This is a genomic window from Longimicrobium sp. (assembly GCF_035474595.1).
Taxonomy (GTDB): domain Bacteria; phylum Gemmatimonadota; class Gemmatimonadetes; order Longimicrobiales; family Longimicrobiaceae; genus Longimicrobium.
The window spans coordinates 1-15849 of sequence record NZ_DATIND010000073.1 but is presented as its reverse complement, the minus strand read 5'-3'; the positions used below and the strand labels follow the sequence as shown (position 1 = coordinate 15849).

Genomic DNA, 15849 nt, shown 5'->3' with positions numbered 1-15849 from the left:
CGGCGCGGCGCCGGGGCGGCGGGCGGGCTTCCGCTCGGACGACGCGGCCTCGGCCTCCTCCAGCGACTCGGCGATGGCCAGGGCGCGCTCGGCGGCTTCCTCGCGGAGGCGCTTGATCTCCTCGCGGGCGCGGAAGAGCTCGTCGGTGATGGAGAGCGCGGCCAGGGTGGCGGCGCGGAAGGGCTCCAGCGTCTGGAAGCCGGGGAGCGCGCGGATGGTGGCGTCGACGTGAGCGGCCACGGCGCGCGTGTACTCGGGCGGCACGTCGCTGCGCAGGACGTGCTTCTCGCCCGCGATCTCCACCGCCACGGTGTGGCGCGGCGGGGGCGGTCGGCGCGGGGGGCGGCTCATCTGCGCTGCTCCAGCACGGCGAGGCGCGCCAGCAGACCGGTGATCCGCTTGCGCGCCTCGGCCGTGCGCGACACCAGCACGGCGTTCTCCGCCCGCAGCCGCCGCAGCTCGTCGCCCGCCTCGGCGGACGGCAGCGGCCCCAGCGTCGTCAGCTCCTCCAGCTCACGGCGCAGGCGCGAGACCTCGGCCTCGGCCTCGCGCGCGCGGCGGCGCCACCCCTCCAGCGCGGCGGCGGCGGCCCGGGCGGCGCGCTCCAGGCGCTCCCACCCGGCCGCGGGGTCGGCGCCCTCGTCGTCACCGGCGGCGTACACCGTGCCGCTCCTCCAGCGCCTTCAGCACGCGCTCCACGGAAGCATCGACCTCCTTGTCGGTCAGCGTGCGGTCCGGCGCGCGGTAGCGCAGGCGCCACGCGAGGCTGCGCGTTCCCTCCGGCAGCCCCTTCCCCTCGTACAGGTCGAACGGCGCCACCCCCTCCAGCAGCGCCCCGGCCGCGCCGCGGATGGTCGCCTCCAGCTCCGCCGCGGTGACGGCGAACGGCACCAGCAGCGCCAGGTCGCGCTCGCTCCCCGGGTGCGTGGGCAGGGGGACGTAGCGGGCCCCGCGCCCGCCCGCGGCCGCGGGGAGCGCGGCCTCCAGCACCAGCACCGGCGCGGCCCACGCGGGCGCGTCCACCGCGCCTTCCGGCGCCTGCCACGCCCAGCCGACCGTCCCCGCGTCGGTCACCAGCTGGAAGCCGGGGACGCCGCCGGCCTCGCCCGTCTCCACGCGCGCGCCGGGGTACTCGGCCGCGAGGTCCTCGAACAGCGCCTTCAGGTCGTAGACGTCGAAGGTCCCCGCCTGCCCGCTCCAGTGCGTGGGCGCGCGCGCGCCGCTGAACGCCGCGGCGATCCTCCGCTCCTCGCCCGGCGCCCCGCCGTGCTCCGGCGCGCGGAAGACGGTGGCGATCTCGAAGAGCCGCACGTCGCGCACGCCGTGGGCGAAGTTGTGCTCCACGCGCCGCAGCAGCGAGCCCGCGAGCGCCGTGCGCAGGAACGCATCCTCCTGCGACAGGGGATTCAGCACCCGCGCGGATCCCGGCGTCTCGGCGGTGAACGGCAGCGTCAGCGCCTCGAGGAATCCCCAGCGTACGAACAGGCCGCGCAGCCGCCGGACGACGGCCACCGACGGGTCCTCGGGGACGGCGGAGGGGCGGAACGGGAGCAGCGCGTCGGCGAACGAGCCGTAGCCGCGGCGCCGCGCGATCTCCTCGATCACGTCGATCTCGGTGCGCACGTCGTAGCGGTAGCCGGGAACGGTGACGCGCACGGGCTGCGACTTCTTCACCTCGAAGCCGAGCGGGTCCAGCAGCCGGTCGATCTCGGCCGCGTCGATGTGCACGCCCAGCACGCGCCCCACCCGCTCGGGGCGCACGGCGATCACCGGGCGCTCGAACGGGCGCGGATCGACGTCGATGGCGGCGACCACGCGCCCGCCCGCGACCGCCAGGATCAGCTCGATCACCCGCACCAGCGCCTCGGGCTGGCCCTCGGGATCGACGCCGCGCTCGAAGCGGTAGCTGGCATCGGTGGAGAGCCCCAGGCGGCGCGCCGTCTTCCGCACCGTCTTCTGTTCGAAGAGCGCGCACTCCAGGAAGATGGAGGTCGTCGCATCCCCCACCTCGCTGTTCTCGCCGCCCATGATCCCCGCGAGGGCGACGGCGCGCTGCGCGTCGGCGATGACGAGATCCGCCGCCTCCAGCGCGCGGTCGATTCCGTCCAGCGTGCGCAGCGTCTCGCCGGGCGCGGCGCGGCGGATGCGGACCTCCTCGCCCGCGAGCTTCGCCAGGTCGAAGGCGTGCAGCGGCTGCCCCAGCTCCTGCAGCACGTAGTTGGTGGCGTCCACCACGTTGTTGATGGGCCGCTGCCCCACCGCCCGCAGCCGCGTGGCCAGCCACTCGGGAGACGGGCCGACCTTCACGCCCTGGACGATGGCGCCCATGTAGCGCGGGCACCCTTCCGGGTCGTCGATCTCCACGTGGATGGCGCCGCACTCGCCCTCGCGGCGCGCGGAGGCGCAGGGGAGCTTCACCTTCGGCGCGTTGGGGAACTTCGGCAGGGCGATGCCGTCCACCCCCTCGGGCGCCAGCTCGCGCGCCACGCCTACGTGGGAGAGCAGCTCGCCGCGGTTGGGGGTGACGTCGATCACCAGCCGCCAGTCGTCCAGCCCCAGCGCCTCGCGGAAGCGCTCGCCGGGGCGATGATCGGCGCCCAGCGTCATCAGCCCGCTGTGGTCGCGCCCCAGCCCCAGCTCGCGCGCGGAGCAGAGCATCCCCTGCGACTCTTCGCCGCGCAGCTTCGCCTTCCTGATCTCCATCCCCCCCGGCAGCGTCGCGCCGATGGGAGCGAACGGATACAGCCCGCCCGCCTCCACGTTGGGCGCGCCGCAGACCACCTGCAGCGCCTCGCCGTTGCCGGCGTCCACGGTGGCGATGCGGAGGCGGTCGGCGTTGGGGTGCTGGCGGAGATCGGTGACGCGCGCGATCACCACGTCGCCGATCTCGCCGCCCAGGTCCACGATCTCGTCGACCGGCGCGCCGAGCATGGCCAGCCGGTCCGCCACCTCGCGCGGCGTCCCCACGATTCCCGGCGCGAGCGCCTTCAGCCAGCGGTAGGATACGTCCACGGAATCAGTGCCTAGTGCGGAGTGCCTAGTGCCAAGTAACTACGTGAGAGTGCCCGGTCTGTGCGCAAGCGCCTGGTGCGATCGAACCCACCAGGCACTTGGCACTTGGAACTTGGCACTTCGTTTATGTGAACTGTCCCAGGAACCGCATGTCGTCCTCGTACCACATGCGGATGTCGGTCACGCCGTAGCGCTGCATGGCGATGCGGCCGGGGCCCATGCCGAAGGCGTAGCCGGTGTAGCGCTCCGGGTCGTAGCCGCAGGCGGTGAAGACGTTGGGGTGCACCATCCCGCTCCCCATGATCTCCATCCACCCCGTGTGCTTGCACGCCGGGCACCCGCTGCCGCCGCAGATCTGGCAGCGCACGTCCACCTCCGCCGAGGGCTCGGTGAAGGGGAAGAAGCTGGGGCGGAAGCGAACCGGCACCGCGCCGCCGAAGAAGCGGTGCACGAACGCGGTGATCGTGGCCTTGAAGTCGGCGAAGGTGATCCCCTCGTCCACGGCCAGCCCCTCCAGCTGCTCGAAGCCGGGCGCGTGGCTGGCGTCGAACGGGTCGCGGCGGTACACGGTGCCGGGAACGACCACGCGGATCGGCGGCTTGAACGCCTCCATCACCCGCGCCTGCACCGGGCTGGTGTGCGTGCGCAGCACGATGCCGTCGGCCAGGTAGAAGGTGTCGTGCATGTCCGCCGCGGGGTGGTCCAGCGGCGTGTTCAGCTTCGTGAAGTTGTACTCGGTCGTCTCCACCTCGGGCCCGCCCACGCGAGTGAAGCCCAGGTCGCGGAAGATCTCGCAGATCTCGTCCACCACCTGCGTCACCGGGTGCACGCCGCCCTTCCAGCGGTGCCGGCCGGGGAGGGTGAGATCGACCCTGGGCCCCGCGTCCGCGCCCGCGGCGAAGCCCGCCGCGCGCTCGTCCAGCAGCGCGGAGAGCGCGTCCTTCACGCGGTTGGCCTCGGCGCCCACGGCGGGACGCTCCCCGGGCCCCAGCTCGCCCAGGCGGCGGAGGATGGAGGTCAGCCGCCCCTTGCGCCCCAGGTACTCCACGCGCAGCGACTCCAGCTCCTGCGCGGAAGACGCGCCGCCCACGGCGGCCTCGCCCTCGCGGCGGAGCTCCGCCAGCTGCCCGACCAGCTCGTCTACAACGCTCACGTTCGCATCCACGCTCGTCATCGGTCCGTCCTTCCGCTCAGCCGCCGCACCGCGCCTTCACCATCTCGATCATCCGCCGCGGCGTGCCCAGGCTGGCCAGGTCCAGCATCTCCTCGGGCCGGGCGAGCACCATTCCCCGGGTGGCGGCGCTTCCGGGCGGCGCCTGCTCGTTCGTCGCCGCGCCGCTCCGCCCGTGGAAGTCCAGCAGGACGGTGGTCCGGGGCGCGGTCCCGTCCGTCCGCACGATCCCGCGGGCGTCGGTGTAGGCGCGGAGCTCTCCGTCCGCGCCGTAGCGCAGCATGAGGTTGCGGCGGAGGCCATTGGCCCCCTCCATCTGCAGGATCGTGACCCGCTGCCCCATCGGGGCCGGCAGCGTCACGCAGTGCCCCTCGGCCTCCAGCGGCGGCACCAGCGCCACGAACCTTGCCGCCGGCGTCGGCGACGGAGCGGCATCTTCCGGGGCCACGCGCTGTGCCGCGCCCCGCGCGCTTCCCAGGGCGAGCAGGAGGAGGGCGGTTGAAAGCGTCTTCACCCTTCGGCTCCGGTCAGCGATTCGGTGTCCGTCCGGCTCCCCCACCCGGCGAATGAATTCGCGGCAACAACGGCCCGAAGTCCGCCTTCGCGGACTCGATCCCCACCCATCCGCCCGCCATTCAAGCTTCAGCGCTGCCGAAGCGCGGGCGAATCGATCCTCCGCACTTCCGCACTTCCGCACTTCCGCACTTCCGCACTTCCGCACTTCCGCACTTCCGCACTTCCGCACTTCCGCACTTCCGCACTTCAACCACAATCTGTTCCGTGGTGCCCTGTCTGGCTACCCCCGGATGCGCGAAGCGGCGCCGTGGGTCGGTGTGACCCCGGCGCCGCTTGCGTGGCTCGTGCTTGGCGAGACGGAGCTCAGCCCAGCGAGGACCGCGCGGCGGTGGCGAGCTGCTCGAAGGCCTGCGGCTCGCGCACGGCCAGGTCCGCCAGCACCTTGCGGTCGATCTCGATGCCGGCCTTCTTCAGGCCGTCCATGAAGCGCGAGTACGACAGGTCGTGCATGCGCGCCGCGGCGTTGATGCGGATGATCCACAGGCGGCGGAACTCGCGCTTGCGGTTCTTGCGGTCGCGGTACGCATAGCGGCGGGCGCGCTCGACGGCCTCCTTGGCCGTCTTGTACAGGTTCTTGCGCCGGCCGAAATATCCCTTGGCGTCGGCCAGGATCTGCCGCTTGCGGCGGAGCCGGGCCACGTTGTTCTTCACGCGGGGCATGGTCTATCCCTCAGCTGTCAGAAGGTCGAAGAAGAATGCGAAAAGTGCCGTTCAGCCCTGGATCAGGCGCTTCACGCGCTTCTCGTCGGCCTTGGCCAGCATGGTGGTGCCGCGCAGGTTGCGCTTCCGCTTCTGCGACTTCTTGGTCAGGATGTGGCTGTGGAACGCGTGGCCGCGCTTCACGCGGCCGCTGGCCGTGCTCTTGAAGCGCTTGGCGGCGCCGCGGTGCGTCTTCATCTTGGGCATGGTACTTCTTTCCTTTCCGGCTGAGCGGCCGCGCTCTGGGCGGTCCTCAGGTTGGCTTTGCCGTGGGGGCGAGCACCATCACCATGCTCCGGCCCTCCATCTGCGGAAACTGCTCCACCTTGCTGACGTCCTGCAGCATGGTGGAAACGCGGTCCAGCACCTGGCGCCCGAACTCGGGATGCGCCATCTGCCGCCCGCGGAACATCATGGTCAGCTTGACCTTGTTCCCCTCTTCCAGGAAGCGGCGGGCGTGCCGGGTCTTGAAGTCGAAGTCGTGATCCTCGATCCCCGGGCGCATCTTGACTTCCTTGATCTGCACGTGGTGCTGCCGCTTGCGCGCCTCGCGCGCCTGCCGCTGCTCCTCGTACTTGAACTTCCCGTAGTCCATGATGCGGCAGACCGGGGGGCGGGCCAGCGGCGCGACCTCCACCAGGTCCAGGCCCTGTTCCTCCGCGATCTCCATCGCCCGCTCGATCGGGATGATCCCGACCTGCTCGCCGTCCGGGCTGATCACCCGGACCGGGCTGATGCGGATTTGGCGGTTGACCCGCAGCTTCTCGTTGATGGCGCGACTCCGTTCGAGGAGGGGAAACAAAAACGGACCTGAAGGTTCAGGTCCGTTTCACCGCAAACGCACCCGGGTCTCTCTCCCGGCGAGGGAGAGAGCGGGCGCGCTTCCGCAGTGCGGACCCGGCAGCATCTCGCCCGCGAGTGGGCGGAACCGACAGGTGGGAGGCCCGCCGGCCTCCACTTTTCCAGAAATCTCGCGGGAAGATAACGGATTGTCGCGAGTTGGTCAACCGCGGGAGGGGCGAGCTCTGGAGTGCCGGGAAAGGGCGAATGGAATTCGCGGCAACAACGGCCCGAAGTCCGCCTTCGCGGACTCGCTCGGCGGCATCACCGCGCTCCGTTGAGCTTCGGTTCGGCTGCCGGCGCAGCGGGAGGCTCGAGGAGGGGGTACAAAGTCCGGTCGCGATGGTGCTCCTCCTGGCGCAGCACGTACTCGCGGATCAGGGGGACATGCCGCTTCGAGACGCTGAAGGCGCCGTAGGCGCCCTGCCACTTGAAGTAGAACGGCGGCCGGATCTCATGGTTGACCATGTGCGACGATGCGCCTTTCACCCGCTTCACCAGGTCGGCCGGGGCGATGGCCGGCGAGACGCGAACGAGCAGGTGCACGTGGTCCTCCATTCCACCCATCGCGACGACATCCGCGCGCGGGGCCACGCATTCGGCCTGGATGCACTCGTAGACCCGCTCCCGGATCCCGCGCACGAGGAACGGGTGCCGATCCCACGTCGCCCAAACGAGGTGGAGATAGAGCTGAGTGTAAGGTGCACGCATCCGGCATCCCGGTGAAGGTTGCGAGCAGATCTCTCCAGGCGAGTCCGCGAAGGCGGACTTCGGGCCGTTGTTGCCGCGGTTTCAACCGCCCTCCGGAACCGATCCCGGGATCACACCACCCGCGCGCCTGCCTTCCACACCCCCGCAACGAGCGGCGCGGCAAGCCGATACGGGATCTCGCCGATCGACGCCGCGTTCCACAGCACCAGGTCCGCCGGGGCGCCGGGGGTGATCGTGCCCTGACCTCCTGCCAGCTCCAGCGCGGCGGCGCCGGCGGCGGTGGCGGCGCGGAGGGACTCGGCGGGGCTCATGCCCATGCGCGAGCAGGCGGCGGTCATGGTGAACTGCAGGTTCGGCGAGGGGCACGAGCCGGGGTTGAAGTCCGTCGCGAGCGCCACTGTCGCACCTGCATCCAGCAGAGCACGGCCGGGCGCCCACTTCGGGCGGCCGAGGAAGAAGAGGGTGCCGGGAAGAAGCGTCGCCACGGTGGACGAGGACGCGAGGGCGGCGATCCCTGCGTCGGAGATGGCGCCGAGGTGGTCGGCGGAGGCGGCGCCCAGCTCCGCGGCGAGCTCGGCGCCGCCGCTGCCCTCCAGCTCGTCGGCGTGCAGCTTGGGGCGGAGCCCGTGCTCCAGCCCCGCGCGGAGGATGCGCTCCGTCTGATCGCGGGTGAAGACGCCGGGCTCCATGAACACGTCGCAGAAGCGCGCGAGCCCGGCCTCCGCGACGGCGGGAATCATCTCCATGACGAGCAGGTCGACGTACTTCTCCCGCTCCGCATCGCTCCCCCGGTACTCCGGCGGGAACTCGTGCGCGCCGAGGAAGGTGGGGACGAGGTCGATGGGCTGCAGCTCGTTCAGCCGCCGGATCGCGCGGAGCGTCTTCAGCTCGTCCGCCGTCGACAGGCCATAGCCGCTCTTCACCTCGGCCGTGGTGGTGCCGCACGCCAGCATCTCGTGGAGGCGGGGGAGCGCCATCTCCACCAGCTCGTCTTCCGATCTCCCCCGCAGGTCGCGGACGGAGGCGTTGATGCCGCCGCCGCGCCGCGCGATCTCCATGTACGGCACGCCGCGGCTGCGCAGCGCGTACTCGTCGGTCCGGTAGCGGCCGAAGACGGCGTGCGTGTGCGAGTCGACCAAGCCCGGCGTCAGCACGCGCCCGCCGCAGTCCACGCGCTGGGCATCGGGGAAGCGCGCGAGCAGCGCATCCTCCCGATCGACGTCGACGATCACGCCATCGCGGACCGCGACGGCGCCCTTCGCGAGGGTCGCGGCGGGGTCGGCGGACTCGCTCTCGGCGGCCGGCCCGGTGCAGCGGGCGACCTCGGATGTGCTGGCAAATACGAGTGCTGGCGCGGTTTCGGGCATCATCCCCATCTGGCCGTGTTCTTGCGAATTTCGGGTGCGGACGTATTGTGCGTCCACGCGGAGTCCCGCGTCAAACCCAAGCTTCCACAAGGCCCGGAACCGCATGGTCGAAGTCTCGACCACCCCCCCGTCCGAACGCTATCCCGGACGCCCCGCCGAGGGCCGCGTCGTCGTCATCGCCCCCACCCGCGCCGCCTGCGAGACCATCGAGCTGGGCGTGCAGCTGACCAACGTGGTGACGATCATGGAGCGCGAGCACGGCGAGGAAATCCGCACGCTCGCGCGCGAGGGGAAGGGCTTCGGCATCATGGCCGGCACCGGCACCGGCAAGACGCTGGCGGTGCGCCCCATCGCCCAGGAGATCGTGGGGCCGGAGCTGCGCGTGGGCGTGGTGAACCGCGAGCGCGAGGCCACGCCCGACACGCCCAACTGGAACGTCGTCATCATCACCACCGGCATCGCCCGGCGGTGGCTGCAGGACGACCTGATCGACTCCAGCGACATCGTGGTGGTCGACGAGATCCACCAGACCAGCGCGGAGCTGGAGCTCTGCCTGGCCCTCGCGAAGCGCGCGAACTGCCGCTTCGTCTGGCTCTCCGCGACGGTCGATCCGACGTTCTACGCGGAATACCTGAACTCCGCCGCGGTGATCGAGTCGAGCGCGTTCGACCCCGAGAAGGCGGCCGAGGTGCGCGTCAGCAACACGCTGAACCCGCTGGGCTTTCTGGCCGAGCGCTTCATGCGGCACGTGATCAAGAACCGGCGCGGCGTCGCAGTCTTCGTCCCGACGCGCGCGGGGACGGAGGAGATCGCCAAGGCGCTCAGCGAGAAGTATCCCAACGTCCTGACCGAGTACTACCACGGCGGCGAGCCGGTGGCCAAGCTGCGCCCGTTCCTGGAGGGCGACGGCGCGCCGCACCCGTTCGTGCTGGCCATGACCAGCGCCGGGCAGAGCGCGCTGAACATCCGCGGGCTGGACACGGTGGTGATCGAGGACGCGCAGTTCACCACCCTCGTGAACCGCGGGCGCTCCGTCCTCACCCGCCTGCCGCTGGGCGCGAACGAGATCCTGCAGATGGCCGGCCGCGTGCACGGGCGCGTGGAGAACGGCGAGGTGTGGATCCTCTCCGAGCGCGACATCGAGTTCGAGGCGCTGCGGCCCACCGAGCCCAACTTCCAGCTCGCGGGCGACCCCGAGCGCGTGGCGCTGACCTGCGCGGCGATGGGCGTGCGCGCGGACGAGCTCGACCTTCCCGTCCCCCTCGACCGCATCGCCTACCGCCGCTCGGTGGAGACGCTCACGAAGCGCGGGCTGATCGCCAACAACCGGCTGACGGACTACGGGAAGCGCGTGGAGGTGCTCCCCGTGGACCGCGCGTGGGGCGAGCTGCTGGTGAACGCCGACGAGCACATGGTGCCCGTCGTCTCGGGATGCGCGTCGATCGAGTCGCTGCACCGCATGCTGAAGCCGGACAACGACATCGGGCAGTACGTGATCCGCGGGAGCGACAACCTCACCGCGTACAACATCTACCAGCACGCGCTGGAGGAGCTGGGAACCATCGGGCACGTGTACGGCCTGCCGCGGCACGTGTTCGTGGAGGAGGAGCTGGCCAGGTGGTGCGACGAGCGCGGCGTGCTGGTGCGGTCGATCGAGGACGCGGCGCTGGCCATCGCCTCGATCTACCGCTCGCTGGACATGGAGCTGCCGCGGCAGATGCCGAAGGTGAACCGCGCCATCGAGCGCGACTGGAAGCGCCTGGTCGCGCGGGTGATGCCGTTCTCGCTGGTGATCGACGAGGAGACCAGCTGGGGCGAGGAGGTGCGCGTCAGCAAGACCAGCGTCTGCGGCAACTGGGGTCCGGTGGCCGGCGACCTGATGTACTTCTCCGACAAGAACGGCCGCGCGCGCGGGTCGATCAGCGGAACGCAGCTGGAGACGGACCTGCTCTGGGAGTTCGCGACGCCGGGCGAGGCCGAGTTCGTGTACGACCCCAGCCACAAGCGCCACCCGCTGCGCATCGTGCACGCGCGCGAGTACCACGGCTTCGTGCTGGAGACGGTGGACGAGGGCGTGGAGCGCTTCCCCGAGGGGATGGAGGATGCCGCCCGCCGCGCGCTGGCCGAGGCGGTGGTGACGGGGAAGGCGTATCACCCCGACCAGCTGGCCAACCGCGCGGTGATGCGCGAGCTGCGCGAGGTGTGGCGCCGCTCCGGCGGCACGGTGGCCGCGGCGAGCGACGAAGCGCTGGCGGACGCGGTGGCCGCGCGGCTGGCGAACGCGCGCACGTTCCAGGAGTTCATGGACACGCCGCTGCGCATGGACGCCGACGCCATCGTGCCGCGCGACGAGCGGCAGAAGTGGATGGCGCTGCCGGGCGAGATCGAGCTGCGCGGCGAGATGTACCCGCTGGACTACGCGGTGGAGGACGGCGCCGGCGTGGTGCGCGCGCGCATCCCGGCCAAGCTTCTCTACCGGCTGGACGAGGACGAGGTGCCGGCGGAGATCGAGGGGCGGCCGCTGCAGTGGCTGGTGATCCGCGGGAAGAAGGACCCCATCCGCGCGAAGACGCTGGACGACGCGAAGATCGAGCTGACCGAGGGCGGGCGCGGCCACCGCGCGCGCCGCAAGCCGAAGGGGTGGGACGAGAACGATTCGGGCGGCGGCGATTTCGCCCAGGACGGCGACCGCCCCCGCCGCGCCGGCCAGCGCCACAAGCACGGCGGCCCCCGCGGCCGCAAGCACGCCCACGCCAGCGCGGACGCCGAGGGCGGGCGCGACGGCAGCCACGGTCCGCGCCGCGGCGGCGGGCGCGGACGCGGCCCCAAGCCGGGCGGCGGCGGGCCGGGAGGTGGCGCAAAGGGGCGGAAGGGGGGCGGGCGGCGGAAGGCGCGGAGCTGAGGCGCGGCGATCACGCTGAACCGCCATTCCGCAGTTGGCGATCCGCGTTTAATTTGGCACCATGCCAGAAATCAGCCGCTTTCTCGGAATCGTAATCGCCATCTTCTACCGCGATCACGAGCCGCCTCACTTCCACGCCACCTACGGCGGGTACGAGGTCACCGTCGGGATTGTCGACGGTGTAGTCGAGGGCCGTTTTCCACGACGCGCGCTCGGCCATGTGCTGGAGTGGCTGAGCCTGCACCGTGACGAGCTTCTCGCGAACTGGGAGCGCGCCCGGGCACGGCAGCCGCTGGAGCCCATCCCGCCGTTGGAGTAGCTCATGCCAAGCGACCACTGCACCGCTGGAGGCACATGGTAAACGTGACTGCCGTACATCACGTGCGCGAACACGTTCTGTGGCTTCGCTTCAACGATGGCCGGGAGGGCGAGGTGGATCTCGGCCCGGAGCTGGAAGGGCCGGTATTTGAGCCACTCCGGGACGTGGCCCTGTTCGCCAGCGTAACCGTCCATCCGGAGCTGAAGACGATCGTATGGCCGAACGGCGCCGACTTCGCCCCCGAGTTCCTGCATCAGCAGGTGCGGGCAGTCCATGCAGCGTAGATCGCCTGCAAGGCACAGGGGGCAAGGGTGAGAGGAGTGAGACGGTAATGCGGCGAACGGGCGAGGGATTCATCCCCCGCCCGTTCGCGTTTTCGGCGTGCCGGAGCCGTGCCGCCGGCTAGTAGTTGCGTACGGTGATGTTCTGCAGGACGGCGTTGGGCTGGTTCCCGGTGAGCGTCTTCACCCAGCCGCCCAGGTTGCGGATGGTGATGTTGTTGGCCTGCGAGTACCGCACCAGCCCGGTGATGTTGAACTCGTAGTAGTACGGGTTCGACGGGCTCGTCACGTAGTAGCCGTCGGACGAGACGGTGTTCTGGCTGAAGTTGGGGCTCCAGAACAGTCCCCACAGGTACTCCGGCTGTCCATAAGAGGCGCCGCGGAAGGCCCAGTATGGCTCGCTGCCCCAGGAGTAGGAGTACGACGCCGGCGACGACTTGTACGTGCCGCTGACCACGATGTCGTTCACCACGATCTTCAGCACGTTGCTGTTGCCCGCGGTGTTCGGCCAGTCGATGCGGCCGTTGAACGTCAGGTAGATGGGGCCCGACGCCGGCATGGTCACGCTGTAGGTCACCGCGTTCACGCCCGTGCTCCCGACGGGCGTCAGGGTCTGGCTGCTGGTGAGGAGCTCGCTGCCGCCCGTCGCGAGCCGGCGCGGCGCCGATGGACCGCGGCCCACGTCGCTGCTGGTGACGTCCGAGCAGGCGCCCAGGCCCGCCGCCAGCACGGCGGCGACAAAGGTGCGGGTGATGGCTGCCGGCATTCCCTTCATGGCGTCCTCCTCCAGGGATGGTGGGAGCGGAGACCCCTGAAGGAGCGACACGCGAGCGCCCCTTCGGCACTGTTAGTCTCCGCTGCTACCATAAACCGACTTTATTTTTACGTCAAGATGTTTACCGTCCACGTGCGCAAGCCTCAGAAAAGGGAAAGAAGCAGGCGATCCGAGAAGATCATCCGAACATCCAGCGGCAACCATCCGGCTCCCAGTCAGAGCGTTTCCCGCCGTCCGATTCGGAGATCCGCCACGATCCTCCGTGCGGCGCCGGACTGCTTTCGTCCGGCTCGTCGTCGCCGAGCACCGTCGCCCGATGGAGGCCCATTGCGGCTCGCGCGTGTCCGGCGATCTTCCCTCGTGGCCGTGCATGGGGATTTCCCGTATCGGAGGCATCCGTGGCGGAGACCGCGATGAGCGCGCATCTCTCGCTTCCGCCCGCGGTTGCGGCGGCGGCGCACGCGCTGCGCGATCTGCGCGCGCCGTGGGCGATTGCCGGCGGGTGGGCGATCGACCTGGCGCTGGGCCGGGTGACGCGGGCACACGGCGACGTCGACATCGCCATGTTCCGGCGCGACCAGGCGGCGCTCCGCGCGGCGCTGCCGGGGTGGACGTTCGAAGCGATGCGGGAAGGAGCGGGGGTGCCCTGGTCCGCGGGCGAGTGGCTGGAGCTGCCGGCGCACGAGATCCACGCCCGGCCGGCATCTGGAGATACCGCAGGCGGACTGGAGATCCTGCTGAACGAGCGGGACGAGGAGAGCTGGATCTACCGCCGCGACCCGGCGGTGCGTCGGCCGATCGCGCGGGCGTTGCGCATGCTGCCGTCCGGCGTGACGGTGCTCGCGCCCGAGATCGTGCTGCTGTACAAGTCCAAGGCGCCGCGCGCCACGGACGAGCACGACTTCGCCGTTGCGCAGGAGGTGATGGACGGCGAGGCGCGCGCATGGCTTCGCGCCGCGATCGCCCGGCGCGCACCGGAGCATCCGTGGGCCGCCACGCTCGCGAGGGATGCCTGACGGTGCGATCTGCTCGGGGAACCACACCCCGGCGCGACGCCGTGAATCGTGGTGGACCGATGCGGATCTGGAGGTAGAACGGCCATGGCGGAACGGGCATCGAGCCGATGAAGATTCCCGCGCTCCGGCCCATCCCCGAAGATCGCCCGCTGACCTACGCGGAGCGCGCGCTCGCCACGTGGATGCTGGAGCACGGCGAGGCGGACGGGCGCGCGTTCCTGCCGCAGCTCGGGCGTGCGCGCGTGGTGTCGCGCTGCGGATGCGGGTGCGCGAGCATCGCCCTCGCGGTCGACGGGCTTCACCGCCCCGCCGCCGGCGGGCTGCGCATCCTGGGTGATTTCGTTCATGGCGACGGAGATGAGGTGAGCGGCATCTTCATCTTCGAGCGCGAGGGCGTGCTGGCGGGGATCGAGGTCCATGCGCTGGGTGGCGGCACGCCGGCGAGCCTGCCCGCGCCCGAAGTCCTGCGGCCGCTCCGGTAGCGCATCTTCCGCACGCAGTTCGACCGACCAATCATCGTCGCGGCCCATCTTTCCCCGGCCGCTTGCGAGGAGATGGCGATGACACGCGATAGCTGGGCGAGCGGCGACGCGTACGAGCGGTACATCGGACGATGGAGCCGCCCCGTCGCCGCGGAGTTCGTCCGCTGGCTGGGCGTGCCGGACGGGCGCGAGTGGGTGGACGTCGGCTGCGGCACGGGTGCGCTGGCGGCGGCGATCCTCGATGCGGCCTCGCCCCGGCGTGTGCGCGGATACGATCTCTCGCCCGACCACGTGGCCGCCGCGCGCGAGCGGGTGGACGATCCGCGCGCCGAGTTCGCGCAGGCCGACGCCACGCATCTCCCCGATCCCCCGCACGCCTGCGATGCCGCGGTGTCGGGGCTGGTGCTGAACTTCGTGCCGGAGCCGGCGCGCGCGGTCGCGGAGATGCGGCGCGTGGTGCGGCCGGGCGGGGTGGTGGCCGCGTACGTCTGGGATTACGCCGGGGAGATGCAGCTCATCCGCACCTTCTGGGACGCGGCCGTGGAGCTGGATCCGGCCGCCGCGCAACTGGACGAGGGGCGCCGCTTCCCCATCTGCCGGCCGGAGCCTCTGCGCGCCCTCTTCGCATCCGCGGGGCTGGGCGGCGTGGACGTGCGCGCGATCGACATCCCCACCCGCTTCCGCGACTTCGACGATTACTGGGAGCCGTTCCTGGGCGGACAGGGCCCGGCGCCCGGCTACGCCGTCTCCCTGGACGACGAGCGCCGGGGAGCGCTGCGCGAGCGGATCCGCAGCCGGCTCCCGATCTCGCCCGACGGCGGTATCACCCTGACGGCACGTGCGTGGGCGGCGCGGGGTACTGCACCGCCGCACTGATTTCCATCGTCACGTAGCCCGGCCGGACCGCGGTTCGCCGGTTACTCCTGCCTGCCACATCTCGCTTCCTCGTGCATCCACAAAGCCCCGCACTCCGCGCGCTCGCCGAAAAGTGGGACGCCGTTCCCGCGGCCGAGCGCGCCAACTTCCAGTCGTACGCCACCGAGCTCTGCGACGCGCTGGGCGTGGCCCGGCCGCAGCCGCGCGGATCCGGCTACGAGTTCGAGTATCCCGTCACCACCACCGACCGGCGGACGGGAAAGGAGACGACCAACTTCATCGACCTGTACCGTCGCGGGACCTTCATCCTCGAGGCCAAGCACACCGACGCGGGCGCCGGCGCGGACCGCGTGCTGGGCGCGGCGTACGGGCAGGCGAAGGGGTACGCGGGCGACGTGGCGCATGGGCCGCCACCATACCTGATGGTGATGAACGTCGCGCGGACGCTGCTGGTGTGGGATCGATGGGGTGGCAATTTTGGCGGGCTCAACGCCTCGCGCCGCATCGACTTGCGCACGCTGTGGCAGCGCGATGACGACATCGAGTTCCTGCGCGCCGTCTGGGAGAATCCCGAGTCGCTGAACCCCGCGGTGCGCGGCCGCGTGGTCACGCGCGAGGTGGCCGAGCGGCTGGCGCGGCTCTCCGCGTCGCTGGAGGCGCGCGGAATGGGCGGCGAGCGGGTGGCGCAGTTCCTCATGCGCTGCGTCTTCACGATGTTCGCGGAAGACGTGGGGCTGCTTCCGGATCGGCTGTTCCAGTCCGCCGTCGAGACGTTCCGTGGACACGGGCGGAACGTCGCGAACGTCGTGGCTCAGAGTACCC

The 15849-nt window shown here is 71.0% G+C and carries 18 protein-coding genes; 7 read left to right on the top strand and 11 right to left on the bottom strand.

Going from position 1 to position 15849, the window contains the following annotated elements; translation table 11 throughout:
- The 10 genes from VLK66_RS12790 to hutI form a co-directional block, all read right to left on the bottom strand.
- The coding region (locus VLK66_RS12790) for a cell division protein ZapA (RefSeq protein ID WP_325309814.1) at positions 1-351 on the bottom strand (351 nt) is incomplete at its 3' end.
- A complete protein-coding gene (locus VLK66_RS12785; RefSeq protein WP_325309813.1) occupies positions 348-662 on the bottom strand; it encodes a hypothetical protein in 315 nt (104 codons plus the stop codon). The genes VLK66_RS12790 and VLK66_RS12785, both read right to left, overlap by 4 nt.
- A complete protein-coding gene (gene pheT / locus VLK66_RS12780) occupies positions 646-3012 on the bottom strand; it encodes a phenylalanine--tRNA ligase subunit beta (protein WP_325309812.1) in 2367 nt (788 codons plus the stop codon). Before pheT ends, VLK66_RS12785 begins: the two co-directional genes overlap by 17 nt.
- 124 nt (positions 3013-3136) lie before the next feature.
- Positions 3137-4186 (bottom strand): phenylalanine--tRNA ligase subunit alpha, encoded by a 1050-nt coding sequence (gene pheS / locus VLK66_RS12775; RefSeq protein WP_325309811.1) that lies wholly within the window; start codon positions 4184-4186, stop codon positions 3137-3139.
- Between the two features lie 16 nt (positions 4187-4202).
- Entirely contained in the window at positions 4203-4697 is a 495-nt protein-coding gene (locus VLK66_RS12770; protein ID WP_325309810.1) for a hypothetical protein, read from the bottom strand.
- Between the two features lie 365 nt (positions 4698-5062).
- Entirely contained in the window at positions 5063-5419 is a 357-nt protein-coding gene (rplT, locus tag VLK66_RS12765; RefSeq protein ID WP_325309809.1) for a 50S ribosomal protein L20, read from the bottom strand.
- A gap of 51 nt (positions 5420-5470) precedes the next feature.
- Positions 5471-5665, bottom strand: coding sequence for a 50S ribosomal protein L35 (rpmI, locus tag VLK66_RS12760; protein ID WP_325309808.1), 195 nt, complete (start codon positions 5663-5665; stop codon positions 5471-5473).
- 46 nt (positions 5666-5711) lie between these two features.
- Complete coding sequence (gene infC / locus VLK66_RS12755; RefSeq protein ID WP_325309807.1) at positions 5712-6260, bottom strand: translation initiation factor IF-3; 549 nt, start codon at positions 6258-6260, stop codon at positions 5712-5714.
- Positions 6261-6562: 302 nt separating this feature from the next.
- The gene (tnpA, locus tag VLK66_RS12750) at positions 6563-7009 is read right to left on the bottom strand and encodes an IS200/IS605 family transposase (protein WP_325309806.1); all 447 of its coding nucleotides are present in this window, start codon (positions 7007-7009) and stop codon (positions 6563-6565) included.
- Positions 7010-7119: 110 nt separating this feature from the next.
- Positions 7120-8379: an imidazolonepropionase gene (hutI, locus tag VLK66_RS12745; protein ID WP_325309805.1), complete on the bottom strand. Its 1260-nt coding sequence runs from the start codon at positions 8377-8379 to the stop codon at positions 7120-7122.
- Positions 8380-8479: 100 nt separating this feature from the next.
- On the opposite strand from hutI, the gene VLK66_RS12740 reads away from it, so the two are divergent.
- The 3 genes from VLK66_RS12740 to VLK66_RS12730 all read left to right on the top strand — a co-directional run bounded on the left by VLK66_RS12740 (position 8480) and on the right by VLK66_RS12730 (position 11881).
- Entirely contained in the window at positions 8480-11278 is a 2799-nt protein-coding gene (locus VLK66_RS12740) for a hypothetical protein (RefSeq protein WP_325309804.1), read from the top strand.
- A 61-nt stretch (positions 11279-11339) separates the two neighbouring features.
- Positions 11340-11597 carry a DUF4160 domain-containing protein gene (locus VLK66_RS12735; protein WP_325309803.1) on the top strand — a complete coding sequence of 86 codons (258 nt, stop codon included), beginning with the start codon at positions 11340-11342 and terminating at the stop codon, positions 11595-11597.
- A gap of 35 nt (positions 11598-11632) precedes the next feature.
- Positions 11633-11881, top strand: a complete 249-nt coding sequence (locus VLK66_RS12730) for a DUF2442 domain-containing protein (protein ID WP_325309802.1) — start codon at positions 11633-11635, stop codon at positions 11879-11881.
- A gap of 118 nt (positions 11882-11999) precedes the next feature.
- On the opposite strand, the gene VLK66_RS12725 is transcribed toward VLK66_RS12730, so the two are convergent.
- On the bottom strand, positions 12000-12653 hold the full coding sequence (locus VLK66_RS12725; RefSeq protein ID WP_325309801.1) for a hypothetical protein: 654 nt from the start codon (positions 12651-12653) through the stop codon (positions 12000-12002).
- 413 nt (positions 12654-13066) lie between these two features.
- Between VLK66_RS12725 and VLK66_RS12720 the strand changes: the two genes are divergently transcribed.
- From VLK66_RS12720 to VLK66_RS12705, 4 genes are all read left to right on the top strand, one after another.
- Positions 13067-13669, top strand: coding sequence for a nucleotidyltransferase domain-containing protein (locus tag VLK66_RS12720; RefSeq protein WP_325309800.1), 603 nt, complete (start codon positions 13067-13069; stop codon positions 13667-13669).
- Positions 13670-13776: 107 nt separating this feature from the next.
- Positions 13777-14151 (top strand): hypothetical protein, encoded by a 375-nt coding sequence (locus tag VLK66_RS12715; protein ID WP_325309799.1) that lies wholly within the window; start codon positions 13777-13779, stop codon positions 14149-14151.
- A gap of 78 nt (positions 14152-14229) precedes the next feature.
- Entirely contained in the window at positions 14230-15027 is a 798-nt protein-coding gene (locus tag VLK66_RS12710) for a class I SAM-dependent methyltransferase (protein ID WP_325309798.1), read from the top strand.
- 71 nt (positions 15028-15098) lie between these two features.
- On the top strand, positions 15099-15849 hold a 751-nt coding region (locus VLK66_RS12705), incomplete at its 3' end, for a type IIL restriction-modification enzyme MmeI (protein ID WP_325309797.1).